At 69.8% G+C, this 15,843-nt stretch carries 19 protein-coding genes and 1 pseudogene; all 20 read left to right on the top strand.

The window, feature by feature from the left end:
- Positions 1–935: 935 nt before the first annotated feature.
- The 20 genes and pseudogenes from ABZ453_RS34585 (at position 936) to ABZ453_RS34490 (ending at position 15,780) form a co-directional block, all read left to right on the top strand.
- A complete protein-coding gene (locus ABZ453_RS34585; protein WP_359021276.1) occupies positions 936–1,481 on the top strand; it encodes a hypothetical protein in 546 nt (181 codons plus the stop codon).
- A gap of 35 nt (positions 1,482–1,516) precedes the next feature.
- Positions 1,517–1,894 carry a hypothetical protein gene (locus ABZ453_RS34580; protein ID WP_359021274.1) on the top strand — a complete coding sequence of 126 codons (378 nt, stop codon included), beginning with the start codon at positions 1,517–1,519 and terminating at the stop codon, positions 1,892–1,894.
- Between the two features lie 97 nt (positions 1,895–1,991).
- A complete protein-coding gene (locus ABZ453_RS34575) occupies positions 1,992–2,399 on the top strand; it encodes a DUF2958 domain-containing protein (RefSeq protein WP_356951380.1) in 408 nt (135 codons plus the stop codon).
- A 66-nt stretch (positions 2,400–2,465) separates the two neighbouring features.
- Positions 2,466–2,831 carry a hypothetical protein gene (locus ABZ453_RS34570; protein ID WP_359021272.1) on the top strand — a complete coding sequence of 122 codons (366 nt, stop codon included), beginning with the start codon at positions 2,466–2,468 and terminating at the stop codon, positions 2,829–2,831.
- A complete protein-coding gene (locus tag ABZ453_RS34565; protein WP_359021270.1) occupies positions 2,828–3,145 on the top strand; it encodes a hypothetical protein in 318 nt (105 codons plus the stop codon). Before ABZ453_RS34570 ends, ABZ453_RS34565 begins: the two co-directional genes overlap by 4 nt.
- A gap of 194 nt (positions 3,146–3,339) precedes the next feature.
- Positions 3,340–4,026, top strand: coding sequence for a hypothetical protein (locus ABZ453_RS34560; protein ID WP_359021268.1), 687 nt, complete (start codon positions 3,340–3,342; stop codon positions 4,024–4,026).
- On the top strand, positions 4,019–4,471 hold the full coding sequence (locus tag ABZ453_RS34555; protein WP_359021266.1) for a hypothetical protein: 453 nt from the start codon (positions 4,019–4,021) through the stop codon (positions 4,469–4,471). The genes ABZ453_RS34560 and ABZ453_RS34555 overlap by 8 nt, the downstream gene beginning before the upstream one ends.
- A gap of 150 nt (positions 4,472–4,621) precedes the next feature.
- Positions 4,622–5,881 carry a hypothetical protein gene (locus ABZ453_RS34550; protein WP_359021264.1) on the top strand — a complete coding sequence of 420 codons (1,260 nt, stop codon included), beginning with the start codon at positions 4,622–4,624 and terminating at the stop codon, positions 5,879–5,881.
- Between the two features lie 104 nt (positions 5,882–5,985).
- Positions 5,986–6,789 carry a hypothetical protein gene (locus ABZ453_RS34545; RefSeq protein WP_359021262.1) on the top strand — a complete coding sequence of 268 codons (804 nt, stop codon included), beginning with the start codon at positions 5,986–5,988 and terminating at the stop codon, positions 6,787–6,789.
- A gap of 63 nt (positions 6,790–6,852) precedes the next feature.
- Positions 6,853–7,299 (top strand): hypothetical protein, encoded by a 447-nt coding sequence (locus ABZ453_RS34540; protein ID WP_359021260.1) that lies wholly within the window; start codon positions 6,853–6,855, stop codon positions 7,297–7,299.
- Between the two features lie 130 nt (positions 7,300–7,429).
- Positions 7,430–7,666 carry a hypothetical protein gene (locus ABZ453_RS34535; protein ID WP_359021258.1) on the top strand — a complete coding sequence of 79 codons (237 nt, stop codon included), beginning with the start codon at positions 7,430–7,432 and terminating at the stop codon, positions 7,664–7,666.
- An 84-nt stretch (positions 7,667–7,750) separates the two neighbouring features.
- Positions 7,751–8,122: a hypothetical protein gene (locus tag ABZ453_RS34530; RefSeq protein ID WP_359021256.1), complete on the top strand. Its 372-nt coding sequence runs from the start codon at positions 7,751–7,753 to the stop codon at positions 8,120–8,122.
- Positions 8,123–8,260: 138 nt separating this feature from the next.
- A complete protein-coding gene (locus tag ABZ453_RS34525; protein WP_359021254.1) occupies positions 8,261–9,928 on the top strand; it encodes a ParB N-terminal domain-containing protein in 1,668 nt (555 codons plus the stop codon).
- Positions 9,929–10,112: 184 nt separating this feature from the next.
- The gene (locus ABZ453_RS34520; protein WP_359021252.1) at positions 10,113–10,955 is read left to right on the top strand and encodes a hypothetical protein; all 843 of its coding nucleotides are present in this window, start codon (positions 10,113–10,115) and stop codon (positions 10,953–10,955) included.
- Positions 10,956–11,418: 463 nt separating this feature from the next.
- A pseudogene (locus ABZ453_RS34515) lies at positions 11,419–12,198 on the top strand (DNA-processing protein DprA); the annotation flags it as partial.
- 1,027 nt (positions 12,199–13,225) lie between these two features.
- A complete protein-coding gene (locus tag ABZ453_RS34510; protein ID WP_359021250.1) occupies positions 13,226–13,534 on the top strand; it encodes a hypothetical protein in 309 nt (102 codons plus the stop codon).
- 165 nt (positions 13,535–13,699) lie between these two features.
- The gene (locus ABZ453_RS34505) at positions 13,700–14,206 is read left to right on the top strand and encodes a hypothetical protein (protein ID WP_356950845.1); all 507 of its coding nucleotides are present in this window, start codon (positions 13,700–13,702) and stop codon (positions 14,204–14,206) included.
- Between the two features lie 82 nt (positions 14,207–14,288).
- Positions 14,289–14,564, top strand: coding sequence for a hypothetical protein (locus tag ABZ453_RS34500; RefSeq protein ID WP_359021248.1), 276 nt, complete (start codon positions 14,289–14,291; stop codon positions 14,562–14,564).
- A gap of 44 nt (positions 14,565–14,608) precedes the next feature.
- Entirely contained in the window at positions 14,609–14,866 is a 258-nt protein-coding gene (locus ABZ453_RS34495) for a hypothetical protein (RefSeq protein ID WP_359021246.1), read from the top strand.
- 290 nt (positions 14,867–15,156) lie between these two features.
- Positions 15,157–15,780, top strand: a complete 624-nt coding sequence (locus ABZ453_RS34490) for a cell envelope biogenesis protein OmpA (RefSeq protein ID WP_359021244.1) — start codon at positions 15,157–15,159, stop codon at positions 15,778–15,780.
- Positions 15,781–15,843: the final 63 nt, after the last annotated feature.

Below are 15,843 nucleotides of genomic sequence, written 5' to 3'. Positions count from 1 at the left end.
GCACGCGATCATTCACTTCCAGCCCAGCCAGCCCACCAGAAAATTTCCGCACCCCTTGAGCGCGCGGTCTGCTCCGCAGACACGACGCGCCGTCGCTACGCGACGGGAACTCCCTTGCTCCGCAAGGAAGTTGACAGATCGTCACTCCGTGACGATCGGCTGAATTGCTCCGCAATTCAGCCAAGGAATTCGCTCCGCGAATCCCTGAAAAGCGCACCTAGGCCGTGGCGGCTTCGGCTCCCTGACGGCAGATCAGGGTTTACCGACTGTCGCGCCTTGTATAACCTGACGAGAAATTCAAAATCTCTGAATTCACTTCTTGGGGGGCGAGTTTGGAGGGAGCCTCCTGTTCCTTTTCGGGGAAGGGAAGGCTAAGGAATTCACTGATATTTCGTGGAAAACAGTACCACCATGAAGACACATCAGATGAAAGGAAAGCAGGCCCCCGCAAGGCCCGTTATCCCGACCCACGGTGTGAGGCCTGAGTCTGTTTGCCTCCACGCCGTAACCAATGGGGCAGGGAACCGAACAGGACGGCTGAGGAGGGCCGTTGAGGCCCCGTCAGCAGCCTTCCCTGCCGTACCCCCTCCCTCGCGGTCACACGGCCAGCGCGGAGGCATCAGCCGACGCGCAACCACACCACCCCCAGCCCATCCCCGAAGCCCGCAACTCACTACCCGCCCTCATTCCTCACTCACTCATCAACCAGTCAGGGACAGGCAGCAGCAGAGGGGATGTCAGCAACCCGACCGACCACGCCAATGCAGCGTTGACCAGGCACAACGCACACGCCGGCAGACGCCCTTTTGTGAGCGTTGTGGAGCCTGTTTTTGTGATGGTTGGGGTGGCGGTTGAGGTGATGGTTGTTGTGACGGTTGGCAGTAGAGCGTAGAATTATCACTGTCGCTGACCAGCAACCCGAAGGGATCCGAGGCATGACAACTCCGTTGGAGCAGGCACGTGGTGGACGCGTGGCCTTGGCTGTATTTGCAGCCCTGCGAGCCGAGCGCGAGCCGTTCAGCATCGAGGGATGGATATCCCTAGCGCTGGCCGCCGTTGATGCGTACGCCAGTCACCACCAGGACCCGCCGTTTCAGGCGCAAGCGGAAAGGAACATGGCCGATGCTCTGTCCACTCTCGGAGAAACGGCAACCGACGTTCTCCATTACATGGACGGAAAAGCGAAGGCAGCCGATCTCTACAACGAGGCGGTACGAATTGCCGCTACAGGGATTTGGGAAACCGTTCCTTTCGCGGCTGAAAAGGCCGATGAGGAAGCTAACGCGGCATCATTGCTTGCCGCATTGTCGCTCGCGTGCTCGGCCATGTGGGACGACACGCACAGCGTTGAAATGCTCGACGGGGTTTATCAGCGGTTCACGACCGAGGCAGAAGAAACACGGCTTGTGTTCGCCCGACGCGTCAGGCGACTGGTGGAAGCGGATGACCGCGCACGGCTGACAAGCCGTCAGCTCACCTGACATCAACAGCCTCTGCCGAGAGAGGAGTGATCACCATGCGCAGTGCTTATCCGGACTTCCCCTCGCAGCCCGGGGTGCCGCTCGGTTCGTACACGTGGTACGCCGTGACGGCGCGTTTCCCGAACGGGCGCGAGGTCGAGGTAGGCGAGTGGCAAGGGGACGCCGAGAAGGCCGGACAGGAGGCTTTGAGGGCGTACGAGCGCTACTACCGTGGCGCGTACGTCGAAGTCCTGCTGGACGGCTGCGTGTTCGCCTACGTGACGCACAACCCGCGTACGCATGAGAAGACCCCGTTCCTGTGTCAGCCGGGGTTTTGCTGGCACCACGCGTGCGGTGAGGTCCCGCCAGAGGAGTGCGGGTGCGGTGACCGGATCCAGCGAAGTGGTGGAGTCCGCCCCCATGAGAGCGTATAGTTATCAACGTCGGGAACGGCGGCAACCGGACCCGGCGCAACCCACCAGTCGGGGCAGCCGACCAGCCGCCCCGCACCGAACGAAGGAGAACTCTCCTATGGGGCACAACCGTCCGACGCCCGTGATCCTGCCCAACGGCGTCGAGTGGTCCGTTCCGGCCGACACCCTGCGCGCCCGACGCGGCCACGACTTCTACCCCACGCTCGCCCAGCGCGCAGCGATCCCCCCGCTGTACAGCACCGATGACACCCCGACCCCGGACAAGATTGTTCACCTGCACTACTTCGGGGGTGCCTGCCTGGACTGGTTCGTGACCGAGCTCGACCCCTCGTGCGGTCTGGCGTTCGGATGGGCCTACATCACGGACGGCGAGTGGGGCTATTTCCACCTGCCTGAGCTGGAGTCGATCAGGTACGGCCTCGGATTCGTGATCGAGCGCGACCTGTACTGGGAGCCCAAGCCGGTCCGTGAGGTACCGCAGATCGCGCGCGTCGCCCGCTTCTGACCCGTACGGGCGGGGGGTGCCCGGCAAGGCACCCCCCGCCCCTCCAGCCCACCACAGGGAGCATGCGTGTTCTACGACGACGAGACCACGGCAGATGCGTTGCAGGCCGACCACGAAGCCCAATGGGACGCTGACCTGATACAGGCCGAGATGGAGGCCGCCGCGCGCCGTCTGGCCGCCCACGGGAAGGCCGGGTTTTGCACCCACCAGAGCGCCGTGGGGTGCATCCCCGAACCGGTCTATGAGGAGCAGATCGGGTTGAAGCCCGGACAGCTTCGCTGCACCTCCGGTTGCAACACGGTGTTCGAGTCGGACGAAGCATGGGAAGCCGCCTCAGCCGCGCCGGAGTCAAACCCCGTTCCACGCACCGGCCACCGAGGCACGACGCCGCTCCGTCGGTCGGACGACGCGGCGCAGAACGGGGGCGCATGATGCGCGAGACGCCGTTTCCCCGCCCGATGACCAGCGCGGAGGCCCGCGAACTGTGGCAGATCATCGGTCGCGTCATGGCCGACAGCGCCCGCGACGTCGCCAGCCGCACCGGTATCCCGCCTCAGCGCCTTGTCAAGACCGTCGCGCGTGACCTCGTCCTGCGCGACGTGACCGAAGTGTTCTTGCGCGCCAACGAGCGCGGAGCGCTCCCCATGCAGTCGAGCGCCGAGGCCCACGCGTACCTGACTCACGCACTGCTCACCTTCGTTGAGCGAGGCCGCGCCACAGTCCACCCCGCACCACCCCACCCGTAGGCGAGCCGGACGCCCCACCGGCCGCCCGCGAAAAGCGCGGAGCGCTTCCCGCCGCCTCCCCCGAGCGCGGAGCGCTCCGCGCCCTCCCCTGCCGCGTAGCGGCAGCGCGACGCGTCTGCGGAGCAGACCGCGCGCACGCCCAACGTCACCCCGCCGCGCCCACACGCCGGCGCGCACACCCGAAGGGCCCTGCCATGCACTACTGGTGGAAGATCAAAGGCATCAGCGACGACCGCACCCAGTGCGACTGCTGCGGACTGAGCGGACTCAAACGCACGGTCGCCCTCATGCCGCTGGACGCCGACGGAAACGAGAACGGCACCGCCGAAGACGTCGTTCACTACGGCACGTCGTGCGCCGCCAAAGCACTCGGCTGGAGGCAGGGCAAGGTCACCTCAGCCGCCCTCACCGCCCAGCACAGGCGCAACGAACTCGACCACTACGCGCGCCGCATCATCAGCATCTACGCACCGATCGAGTCCGCCCCCGCAGCCGTTCAGGCCCGCATCTTCCTCCAGCGCAACCGCTACCCCCGTCCGGGGGTGAGCCCGACAAAGGAAGTGGCGAAACTTCTGGCCGAGGCACGCGCCCAGCTCAGCGCCCCTCTGACGGGCCCCGCCCGCCCCGCGCGGATCGAGGACTTCCAGCGCTTCACCGTCGTTGTCAGCCGCTCCGGCAGTGTCGACGGCGTACAGCGTGTGCCGGACGAGGAGGACAAGCGCCAGGAGCAGGCCACCGCCGCCCAGCGCCGCGCGGCCCAAATCAGCGGCAGCGTCCTGGTCGTGGCCGCACTGGACGTGGTCAGCGCGGGCGACGTGGCCATCGCCGACGAGGTCACCCGCGAGTGGAACGAGAAGGCCTGGCAGGCCGCCCATGCCTGAGACCACGCCCCCGCTGTACGTCGGAAGCCACGTCACCTACACCGGACCCTTCACCCGCATGCACGATCGCGTCCTGCTCGTCCTGCCCTGCGCATGTGAAAGCCGCTGCGAGCTCTGCAATGAGTGGGCCCTGATCACCGACGACCCCGAAGCGGACCGCGAACACTTCCTCATCGCCGACGAGGTGACGGGTGAAGCCGTCAAGCACGTCGCACGGGCACAGCTGAAGGTCCTTCCGTGGAACTGGCCCGAGGACGCGGTCGAGTTCAACATCAACGGCTACTGGTTCGCCGCCGCGTACACCGCGCCAGGAGGCAGCAGCAGGGCCCGCACCGTGCACTTTTACACCGCAGGGCCCCTCATGGGGCGCACCTGGTGCCACTTCCGCGAAGTGACACCAGAAGTGCGCCGCCTGGACGAGCAGGCCCGCTGCCGCGCCCTGTGAGCGCGCCCTTTCCCTCTCCCAAGGAGTGATCCGTCCATGCCCGCACAGCCTCAGCCCCCATCTGCCGACGCCGCCACGGATACCGTGGCCACCGCTGGACCAGAGGGCCCCACCGCCGCCCCGGATCTAATCGAGGAGGCAACGCCCGATGTGCACGCACGGGTTGCAGCCGGCCCCCTGCGCCGCGCCCTCAACCTTGCCTCCCTGGCTGTCCGCGCCCGTCCCGAGCAGCCCGCTCACGCCGGAGTCACCCTCACCGCCCAGGGCAGCACACTCACCGTCGCCGCCTACCGCCCCTACGCGGACGGCGGAACCGACATCGCCGTCACGGTGTCCCTCGGGGCCGACCCCGGCGGCACCGGGCGCAGCACGCTCGACCAGCGCGAACTGACCCGTGTGCTGGACGCAGCCGTCAAGGGCGACGGTCCGGCGCAGGCCGCGCGCACGCCCGTCGATCTCCACGGCGCTAGCGTGTCCACGCCGGACGTCTCCGTTCCCGTCCGCTCGTACGTCACACCGGTGACCGCTGCGCCGCCCGTGGCACCCATCGTCGCCACCGTCGACGGCCCCGAGTTCTTCCGTCAGCTCACCCGCGTACTGCCGGTGGCTGCGAAGGACGAAACCTTGCCGGTCCTGACCGGCGTGGAACTGCGCGTGTCAGCGGGCACGCTGCGGCTGAGGGCGACAGACCGGCACCGCGCCGCCGAAACCGTCATGCCCGCCCAGCCCTGGGACCACCACGAGGACACCACCGCCTACCGCGCACTCATCCCCGGCGACGTCCTCCGCCAGGTGGTGAAGTCCAGCAGCCCCTACAACGGACCGGTGGCCATCGGCCTGCCCGACGAGACCGTCACGAGGACTGATGTGCTCCAGAACCCGCACCTGTGCGTGGCCACCCTGGAGTTCGGGCCCGCCACACTCACGGCGTGGCGGCTTGACGGAGTCGCGCCCCCCTCAGTGTTCGCCCCCATCGCAGACGGCGGTACCCTCACCCTCGACCGCAAGGACCTCATCCGGGCCGTCCGCAAGGCACGGGCAGTGGCCACGGCGAAGGGCGCCGCCGAACAGTGGGCCCAGGTCAGCCTCACCCACAGCGCCGAGGACGCAGGGGTGTTGCGCGTCGCCCCGCGGCTGCCGCAGAAGCACGAGCGGGACCGGACGACCGGTACGGCCGTGGCCGCAGTATGCGGAGAGCAGACCGCACCGCTGGGAGGCGCGCCCCTGATCACCACGGGCGGCTATCTGCTGGGAGCTCTGAACGCGTTCGCCAGCGAGTCCATCACCTTCCACCTGCCGCCCCAGCGCGACGGCCGCAATCACGCACCTTTCGCGATCACCGCTCCCGGCGAGCAGACCGAGGAAGGCCACCGGCAACTCCTTGCCCCCGTGCGGCTCTCCCAAGACTGAACGGGTTGCCCACCCTTCCGGTAAGGGCGTAGAATTATCAATGTTGGAAACGGGCGGCAACCCGCTCCCGACGCCGACCCACCACACCCTCAGAAGGAGCCTGCATGGACCCGCAATCCCTGATCATCGAAACCCCCTCCGGCCGCGTGCACGCTCACGCCGCGCCACGAGGCGAAGACGCCATCCTCTACACGCTGGGAGGCGCCCTGCGCGGCACCGTGCACGTCACCGGGACCCACCACCCGCACCACTGGGACCAGTTCACCGCACTGCGCGCCACGTTCGGATCTGCCGACGCCATGGCCGAGCTCCCGCCCGCCGATTCCCTGCCGCGGCTGCGCAACAGCACCGCCCGGCACACCGGCTACCTGCTCGCATGGGAAGGTCCGGCCGGGCCCCAGTGGGAACAGAGCCGGATCGAGTCCACGTCGGGCAGGCCGCCCTCCCCCAAGACCGGGGACACGCTCAGGACCGTCCTGCACGCCGTCACCGAGGACGCCAGCCGCCGCCCGGACCGGGCTCAAATCCTCGACGCCTCACGCGTACGCCAGACTCCCGCTCTCCTGGACTTCTTCGCGCTCTCCCGTCGCAACTCGGCAGCAGACATAGCCCGCTACGGGAGTCGCGCCGCCAGCGACCGGCGCCAGGCCCGGATCGTCACTGCTGCCTGGTGGGCCGCAGCACGGTGGCTTACCACGCACCCGCACCCCGTCCTCGCGCTTTTGCTGGCCGACCGGCCCGGCTCACTGGCCCGCCAGGCCCACGCCCTCGTGCTGGCAGCCACCGCGAACGAGGACGCCGCAGCCACGGAAGCGCGCCGTATGCAGCGCTTCGAGGCCGAAGCCGCCTCTTTGCGCTCCCAGATGCAGCCGCGCCGACGGATCGCCGCCGCCCGTCCCGCCCGCTGAACCCCAGGGCGGGGGTCCGACAGCCGACCACCGGGCCCCCGCCCGCCCACGGAAGGGATTTCCATGCCCGCCACGACCGGCGTCCCGCGCCGCGAACTCAGCGCCGACGAGGTCACCGTGACCACCGACAAGGGCGGCCGCCCCGTCGTGTTGCTGCCCGACGACATCATCGCCGCCCTCAACACCTCGTCCCGTACGGACGTCAGGGACTACGGGATCGAAGGCTCCGAGTCCCGCCACTATGCCGCCGATTCCTGGGAGGCCCGCACCGTCCAGACGATCTACAGCGCCGTCACGGCCAGCCCCGACGTCGAGGAGTGCGACAAGCGCGGCATCAAGTGCGGCTACTTCTACGGCGCCGTGGTCGCCCACCGCCACTGGAACCGCGAGGCCCGCTGGTGGGCCGACTACGCCGGGCAGCGGCACGAGATGCCGCGCACAGGCCTGATCACCCAGCTGCGCTATCCCGGCCACCCCGAGCACATGAGCGTCTACTTCGGCAGCTCCTGAGCCCGCTGGGGCAGCCCGCCCACCTGCGCGCTGCCCCAGCCCGGGCACTGCCACCACCCCCTTCCCCTGCCGCCCGGCCGCGCGCCGGCCGATGACGCCAGATCGCGCCGCCCCGCCCAGAAGGAGACCCGTGTTCCTCGTCGTCCCTGATCCCGCCCACGGCCTTGTCGCCGCCCCCGAGTCCGAGACAGACCCCGACCCCTTGACCCAGCAGGCCCTCACCGCGGAGGGCTTTACCTGGCACAGCGGCATCGAGGCCTATACCCGGACGCCCAGCAGCCGCGCAGCCGTCGACCGCACCGCACACATCCTCCGGGACCTGGGCCACTACGTGTTCGCGTCATGGACACCCCTCCCCAGAAATTGACCGGCCCCCCTGCCCCAGCTTGCCGGACACCCGTTGCCATCTGCGGCAGGCCAACACGGCACCGACCAGGAAAGAGCAGCCTCCATGACGGCTTCGCCCACCCCGCCCCTGCCCAACCGCCGCCAAACCCACGGCTTTCTCGTCACCCTCTCGCTGCCGCCGACCGTCCCCGCCACCCGCTTGCAAGAGTGCGATGTCTTCACTCTCCCCGAGCAGCAGGACCACCCGCTCACCGTCGCCGACGTGCGCCAACACCCGGACTTCACCGCCCGCCTGCTGATCGAACTGCGTGGCACGCTCCAGCCGCTCACCCTCAGGACCAGCGAACCGGTCCAGCCCCTCTCCATGCCCCGCCAGGTCACGCTCTCCTGCCAGCTGTGCCAGGCCACGACAACAACCGCCCTCGATCTCGTCGCCCATGGCGAACCGCAGACCTGGGTGTGCTCCCTGCACTGACACCCCGCTGCCAGGGCGTCCACCCTTCCAGATCAACGGTTTGACACCGCGCCGCGAGCGCGTAGAATTATCACTGTCGATTCGGGCGGCAACCCGAACTCGGCACAACCCACCAAGTGATCAAGGAGTAATCCTCACGTGAGCACCACACCCCAGGTGACCGCAGCCCTGCTGCGCACCGATCAGATCCACGCCAACCCGCGCAACGTCCGCCACAGCCTCAATTTGGACGACGAATTCCTCACCTCCATCGCGGAGAACGGCGTCCTGGTCCCCGTCGTGGTCGTGCAGCTGAACGCCGACACCCCGGACGCAGAGCCCGTCTATGAGCTCAAGATGGGACACCGCCGGCATGCGGGCGCCCGGTCGGGCGAGATCGAGTCCATCCCCGCGCACATCCTGGACCCCTCGCTGCGCGAGGCAGGCCAGGACTACATCGAGCAGCTGATCGAGAACGATGCCGCATTCCGCCGCGCCCTCAGCCCGCTGGAACAGGCCGACGCCCTGTTCGGCGCGCTGGAGGAGGGAGCGAGCATCGCTACCGTCGCCCGCCGCACCGGCCGCAGCAAGGAACAGGTCACCCGGGCCGCCGAGGCCGCCAAGATGCTGGGCGCGGGCACCCGCACCGTGCTGGAGGCCAGCGACGCCTACGACCTCGATCTGGAAGTCCTCGCAGCGCTCGGCGAGTTCGACGACGACCCCGACGCCGTCGCCCGCCTGATCGAGGCCCACCAGAACGGCACCTTCCCCTACCAGCTCAGCCAGCAGCGCACCGAACGCGCCGAACGGATGGCGCGCGAGACCCGACGCGCCGAACTCAAGCGCGACGGCATCCGGCTGTGGGAGGACGCCAGCAACCTCCCGCCGCGCGCGCAGTGGCTTGAGGACCTGGTCGACGCCGATGGTGAGGATCTGGACGAGGCCGACCACGTCCGCTGCCCCGGACACGCCGTGGTGTGGGACGACACCGGCAGCGCCGACCCGGCCGCCGTCGCCGCCCTGTGCCTCAACCCCGCCGCCTACAGCCACTACACCTCCGGCACCGAACCCGCCGCCCAGACCACGCCCGCCGCAGCGCGCGCCACCAGCGACGAGGACAGCGCGGACGAGGACGAGACGGAGGAGCCGGAGGCGGACGAGGAGGACGAGGAGGCCAAGCGCGCGGCCGCCAAGGCCGCCGAGCGGGCCCGTGCCGAAGCCGAGGCCAAGGCGGCCGCCGAAACCGAGCAGCGCAGGCGCGAGCACCATCTCAAGCTCGCCGGTAACAAGGCCTACCGGGCCGCCATCGACGCCCGCCGCGCCTTCCTGCGCCAGCTGATCACCCGGAAGAGCGCGCCCAAGCCGCTCGCCGCATGGGTGACCCAGACCCTGTTGTCCTGCCCCAAGCCCGTGCAGTCCTGGACCGGCGACACCAGCCGGTCGGCGATCCTGGCCGATCTGCTCGCCCTCAGCGCCGAGGAAGGCAAGGCAGCCAGCGCCGAGGACCGGGCCACGTGGATCGGCAGCAGCGCCACGCCCACCCGTCTGCTCTTCGTCAACTTCGCGATCATCGCCGCCAGTTACGAAAAGCGGATCGAGCGGGCGAGCACGTGGCGCCAGGACCAGCCCGAGTGGGACTCCGAGGAGATCCGGGCCGACGCACGCGTGTACCTGAAGTTCCTCGCCGAACTCGGCCACCAGCTCTCCCCCGTCGAGCGCAACGTCATCGACGACACGCCGTTCGAGATCGAGGAGGAGCCCGCCGCGACGCCCCTCGACCACGCCGACGGCGTCGAGGCCGACCAGTCCGCCGACACCCAGGACTGAGCAACCCAGCCGGGGCGCCCGAGCGGGCGCCCCGGCCCCTCCTCTGCCGTCCGGCCGCTCGCCACGGCGACGGCCGTGGCGGCGCCAGGCTCGCGCTGCCGGCGCCTGCCCGCAGCCCGCGTCCCCCTCGTCTTCCGCCGCGCGCCCGGCGCGCTGCGGCGCCCTGCCCGAAAGAGGAACCGCCGTGTACGACGACCTGTCCCTGATCCCCGCCGATCTGCTGAGTCTGGTCCGCGCGACCGCCGCCGAACTCGGCGGCGAGTGGACGGTCCAGGCCATCCTGAGCAGCCCTCTCGTGGTCCACCCCACCGGCATGCGCGTCCTGGTCCACCAGGCGGCCGGTCACGTGCAGCTCACCGCCCGCATCAGCGTCAGCACCGATCCACGCACGCCGCTGGAGAAGGTCACCGCGCGCGTCGCTCTTGCGGGGCACTCCACCCCGGCCCGCCGCGTGGCCGACGCGATCCGCACCCGCTTCCTGCCCCGCTTCGGCTGCATGAACGCCGTCGCAGCTCTGCGCGTGCTCGCCCTGCCGCTACGCAGTGCTGGTATCCCCGCCATCGCCCACGGCACCACCGAACGCACCGTCGTCGAGTACCGGCGCGGGGACGTCAAGAGCACCACCGTCGCCTTCCACCCCGAGGAGCGGCGACCGCTCCAGGTGGTGATCCGCTGCACGCGTGAAGGCCACACCCGCGTGGATGTCACCATCCCGCACCTGAGCCTGACGGACGCCGTCCGGATCACCGCCTCGGTGCTCCCCCGCGTCTGCACACCAGTCCCGGTACCCGGCCACCTTCCCGCCGAGGTACATGAACTCGCCGCCCGGCTGCCCGGGCTGACGGCCCGCCACGTCGTCAGCGACGTGCCACGGCTCACCGACCTGACCGACCTCAGCGGCCACCTCAACGTGCGGCACTTCCTGTCCGTCAAGGACACCGGCACCCGCTCATGGGCCGCCGTCGGACTGCACGACGCACCGATCTCCACCGCCTACGCCCTGCTGTCCACGTACGCCGCGAGCTGACCCGCACATGCCCCGGCCGCACCCCGCCGGGGCCCTCTTCGCCCCCCTGGCCCCTGGCCATCACACGCACCGAACGGAGCACCGTCCGTGAACACCCCCACAGACCAGCGGCTGAATGAGCGCGCCGCCCGGGTCGCCCTGGCCACTCACACCACCCCCGCCGAAGTCGGCGCCCACCTGCCCGGATTCGACGCCGCCGCCTGGTCCCAGCTCACCGGCAACGGCCGTCTGCGTCACTTCCATCCCATCCCCGCGCTCAAGGCCGCCCAGGAGAGCGCCCGATTCGTCATCCCCGGTGACGAGGACTGGCCCGAAGGACTTCACGATCTCGGCCCCACCTGCCCGTTCGGTGTGTGGGTGAGGGGCACCGTCCCGCTGCGGCCGCTCCTGGAACGCACCGTCGCCCTCGTCGGCAGCCGGGCCGCCACTCCAGCAGCCGTCCCGGGAGGCCCAAGCCTGCGGCTACGACGTGAGCGCCGCCGGCGGCACCGTCCTCGCCTCCCTCGCCTTCGGCGTCGAATCCGCCGCCCACCGCGGCGCCGGGATCGACAGCGGGCGCCTGGCCGTCATTCCGCGCGGACTGGACAGGTGTTTCCCCCGCGCGCAGGAGGCGCTGATGCGCAACATCCTCACAGGCCCGGGCCGGGGAGCCGTCATCAGCCTGTACGCGCCGGGCACCGAGCCCACCGCCCTCACCCTCGCAGCCAGCGCGGACGTCACGGCCGCTCTGGCCCGCGCGGTCGTTCTGGTCGAGGGCATACACCGCTCCGCGAGCATGCAGGCCGCCGAAGCCGCCCAACGCATGCAGCGCCCCCTGTTCGCCCTGCTCCCCCGCGACGACGACGGGTACAGCAGCGGCAACGCCCGCCTGATCGTCACCGGACGGGCGAAGCCCTGCCAGGACGCCCGCGCAGCGATCGCCGCTCTGGAGGAAACGCCGCACGCCGCCGCCGAGCTGGTGACGGCCCTGCGCGCCCAGCAGATGACGGCCTGGCCCGACGCCTCCCCTCTCGCCCAGTGGATCACCGTTCAGGCCGCCTCCGACCGGCGACTGCGTATCACCGCAGGCCACCCGAACACACAGCGGACCAACTACCCGGCCGCCGAGCACTCCGGCTGGCACGCCGCCGAGCTCGCACCGGACGGCATCAGCAAGACGGTCTACCGCTCCGCCTCCACCGACCTCACCGCCGACACCGCAGCCCTGGTCTCGGTCGTACGGCAATGGGCCGCTCAGACCTGACCCGCAACCGGGCCCGGGCCCACTCGGGCCCGGGCCGCCGGCGAACCGACCGGGGCCCCACACGGCCAAGGTCGACGCCTTGCTTCTCATCCCACGGAAAGGACCACGTCCATGCCGATCTACCTGCGTGAACCCGAACCTGCCCCCGGCGGACCCGACGGAAAGGGGTGGAACCGGCTGAGTCTCAACGCGCACGGGGGCACCGGCCCCCAGTGCGCCCTGCGGCCACGGCGCTGGGGCGCGCTGCTGGAATCCCAGGACACCCGCCGCGCCCGCTGGGGCGGGTTCGGCCGCTGCATCAACCGCGGACAGTGCGACGGCTGCCCCGTGCTCCAGGCCTGGCGCGGGCAGTGCACCGTCGTACCGTTCAACGCGCCACGTGCCCTGGTGCGCGTAGAGCCCCTCTTCGCGCCGGACACATTGGTCACCGGTCCCTCCGGCTACCTCCTGTGGGTCACCACCGGCCCGGAAGACCGCGACTTCCGCAACCGTCAGCCGTGGACCTGGGAGGACGCCGCACGCATCCGGGGCTGGGAACTGGGCAGCGCGTACCACGACGAGCACGGCGAGGGCTTCTGGCTGGAGCGCACAACGCGTGTTCCGGCCCAGGGCTGCGTCATCACAACCCGCGCCCGAGAATCCTTCACCCGGCACGCCTTCCGGACGGCCCGCTGCCGGGTCGCCCTCCTGCACTGCCCCGGCGAGTGCCGCCACGATGACGACCTCCTGAACGCGATCTCACACGCATGTCCCGGACCGGACGGCGCCAACGAGGAGCAGGTTGCAGTCCGTTGGACGCAGGCGGAACACGTGACACTGCCGCCTTCCGAGCACGTCCGCTTCTGCGTCGAAGTCCGCCCCATGAGCCTGAAGATCACCGCCATCGGCGGCGTCAACGTTGCACACACCCGCCTGACGCTGTCCGGGTCCGGCTGGAGTCCGGAGCGCGCGAGCAGCCGGCGACGCACTCCGCACCCACCTCTCCCCGCCCCGCCCCCTGACCACCGCACTGAAACGGATCAGACCGATGACCTCACGCATCGACCGGATCGCCACCGAAGTAACCGGCCGAGTCTTTCGCCGCCTTCACCTGGCCGACGGCCACTGGATCTCCATCAACACCGGCCCGGCCGCGACCGAGTTCGACGAAGTGTTCCTCTTCCCCGGCCTGGACGCACCCACCGACGAAGCCTGGGAGGACGAGGACAGCTGGGAGGAATTCCTCACCGGCGGCGAACTCGGCCGGGGCCGCCTGTTCCTCGGCGTCCCTGCGGACGCCGTACGCCAGCTCATCACGGACCACGGCGGCGAGCATGCCCACCAGGACAGCGACTGACCCGGCGATGCCACCCGACTCAAACGCCCGGACCGGTCCGTGCGCTTACCGCAACGGTGCAGGTCAGCGCAGCAGACCCGGTTGCCCCAAACCCCGTTAAGGCGTATAATTATCAATGTCGATCGGACGGCAATCCGGCGACAACACCCACCACTTGGAGGACCCGTGCGCCCACCGCACAGCACAGCAAGGAACCAACCGGCCCCTCTCACCGAGCAGCGGACACTGTTCACCATCACGTCCTTCGACGCCCAGGGAAACCGGCTCTACAGCACCCTCCCCCTCGACAGCGCCGCCACGGCCGCCCGCTGGCACGATGACCTCGCCGACAAACCGGCGACGCAGCGGATCACCATCACCGCGAACACCATCGAGCGCACCAAGCGCGTGATCGCCGTCGAGGAGCTTCCCGGCCGCGGCGAGCCAACGCCCCAGCCCGCACTTCCCAAGCACGCGCACACGGTCCTGCGCTACTACCGCTTCAGCTCGGGCCCGCCGGTGCTGCGCACCGGCGACGAGGCTCGCGCCTGGCTCAAGCGGACCACCGAACAACAGCAGCACCCCACCCCGCACACCGTGCGCGTGGACCTGAACCAACTACGGCTGTTCGACGTCACGTTGACCGAACACGCTCGGCTGCTCACCTTCGCCGAGCTCAACGCTCTCATCTGAGCCAGCCGATCGTGCGGCAGGGCGCGGCAACGCCCTGCCGCAACCGCCAGCCCACCACGACCTCCGGAAGGATCTCCCGCACGTGAGCACCACCGATCCCACCAATCCCCCCGCTTCACCGCGCCACAGGCTCGGCGAGCCCGACGCCGAATGCCGCTACCCCGTCCTGATCGCGGACGACCAGTGCCTCGGCCACATCTTCCGCTGGCATGGCGCATGGTTCGCCATCGCCGCAGGCGGCAGCTCCGAGGTCGCATCGGAGACGGCCGCCTCGGCCGCGACGGCGCACCCCAGCACCTGGTCGACGAGTTCGAGGCGGGCCGTATCTCGCCGTTGCCCCCGGCCGAGTGCTCCCTGACGGCTACGGAGCCGGACGGACCGCCGCCGCTTCTACACCCGCGCATGCCAGCGACGGACAGCAACATCAAACGTGCACAGGAAGTGCTGGCCAAGCTCGCCGAGTACCGCTGGACGCCGCTCGGCGGTTACCCCGGCAGCGACAACCCGTGGCTGCTGAAGTGCCAGTTCGACGGCTGGACGGGCGTGAAGTACTGGAGCCACCTGCGCGAGAGGCGCAACCGCCTGCCCAGCCCCTTCCGACACCCCGGCTGCATCAGCGCCGACGAGGTACGCGCCCGCATCCCCGCCTACCAGAAGTAGCCCCACCCGGTGCCGGGCCCGGAAAGGCACTCCCAGCCCGGCACCCCGAAGGCCCAACACGTGCGCCCGGCTCCAGCATGACCGGCGGCGCACAGGCGACAACGTCACGCACCGCTGCGCCGCCGTGCCGTCGACCTGAACGGAGCCCACTGCGCCGGCATCCGAAGCCTGCAGAGCCCCGGCAGGACGGCGGCTCACCCAAGAGCTCTCCCACCCCCACCGCCACCGCCGCGAGGGCGCGGCAACGCCCCGCGGCCGGGCCCACCCACCTCACGAAGGGGCATGCCCTCATGCGTCCCGACTCTCCGCACACCCCGGCGATTCCATCCCGTTGCGCGCAGCGCCCCACTGCGGGAGGCCTCGTCGTTCCATATGTAGCCTTCACCCACAACGGCCATGCGACGTTCGGTGCCCTGGATGCCGAACGCGCCCGCACCGCCTTCACCGAAAAGCTCTGCCAGATCTGCGGCCAGCCCCTCAACGAGCGTGCCTATGTGATCGTCCGCCCCGCAGACGAAATCACCGGCCACTCCCCAGAACCCGCTTTGCACCCGGAGTGCCTTCCCTACACGGCCGCCCACTGCCCCATGCTCAACGGCACCGCCCTCCGCTACCGCGAGCTTCCGGTGCTGGCCACCCACCCGGCGGGACGGGCGTGCACCGACGCCGCGTGTCCCTGCCCCGCCGAGCCCGGCCACAACCACCAGGCCCGCAGTGGACAACTCGCCGAGCAGTACGAGGCATGGATGATCACCGCCTGCGACTACCGGCTTGTCTTCCACGACGAGCGGCCGCAGGCCCCCGTCGGCATCAGCCTCGCCGTGCCGATCCTGCGCAAGCGGCTCCTGCGCAAAGCCGCCCTGCCGCCCGAGGCGCAGCGATACCTCCAGCTCCTGCAGGGCCTCGGCCTGTAACGCACGTCCGCCACAGGTGGTGGGAGCGCGGCAACGCTCCCACCACCCTCTCCCACCAAGGAC

It is taken from the genome of Streptomyces sp. NPDC005799, from assembly GCF_040630525.1.
Classification (GTDB): Bacteria; Actinomycetota; Actinomycetes; order Streptomycetales; family Streptomycetaceae; genus Streptomyces; species Streptomyces griseorubiginosus_B.
Note: the sequence above shows the minus strand (reverse complement) of the source record. Positions and strands in the feature narration are given on the sequence as shown.

What these genes read in the sequence shown, in the direction of transcription:
- ABZ453_RS34585 (WP_359021276.1), top strand. Translation starts at nt 936, where the DNA reads ATGACAACTCCGTTGGAGCAGGCACGTGGTGGACGCGTGGCCTTGGCT.
- ABZ453_RS34580 (WP_359021274.1), top strand. Translation starts at nt 1,517, where the DNA reads ATGCGCAGTGCTTATCCGGACTTCCCCTCGCAGCCCGGGGTGCCGCTC.
- ABZ453_RS34575 (WP_356951380.1), top strand. Translation starts at nt 1,992, where the DNA reads ATGGGGCACAACCGTCCGACGCCCGTGATCCTGCCCAACGGCGTCGAG.
- ABZ453_RS34565 (WP_359021270.1), top strand. Translation starts at nt 2,828, where the DNA reads ATGATGCGCGAGACGCCGTTTCCCCGCCCGATGACCAGCGCGGAGGCC.
- ABZ453_RS34560 (WP_359021268.1), top strand. Translation starts at nt 3,340, where the DNA reads ATGCACTACTGGTGGAAGATCAAAGGCATCAGCGACGACCGCACCCAG.
- ABZ453_RS34555 (WP_359021266.1), top strand. Translation starts at nt 4,019, where the DNA reads ATGCCTGAGACCACGCCCCCGCTGTACGTCGGAAGCCACGTCACCTAC.
- ABZ453_RS34545 (WP_359021262.1), top strand. Translation starts at nt 5,986, where the DNA reads ATGGACCCGCAATCCCTGATCATCGAAACCCCCTCCGGCCGCGTGCAC.
- ABZ453_RS34540 (WP_359021260.1), top strand. Translation starts at nt 6,853, where the DNA reads ATGCCCGCCACGACCGGCGTCCCGCGCCGCGAACTCAGCGCCGACGAG.
- ABZ453_RS34530 (WP_359021256.1), top strand. Translation starts at nt 7,751, where the DNA reads ATGACGGCTTCGCCCACCCCGCCCCTGCCCAACCGCCGCCAAACCCAC.
- ABZ453_RS34510 (WP_359021250.1), top strand. Translation starts at nt 13,226, where the DNA reads ATGACCTCACGCATCGACCGGATCGCCACCGAAGTAACCGGCCGAGTC.
- ABZ453_RS34495 (WP_359021246.1), top strand. Translation starts at nt 14,609, where the DNA reads ATGCCAGCGACGGACAGCAACATCAAACGTGCACAGGAAGTGCTGGCC.
- ABZ453_RS34490 (WP_359021244.1), top strand. Translation starts at nt 15,157, where the DNA reads ATGCGTCCCGACTCTCCGCACACCCCGGCGATTCCATCCCGTTGCGCG.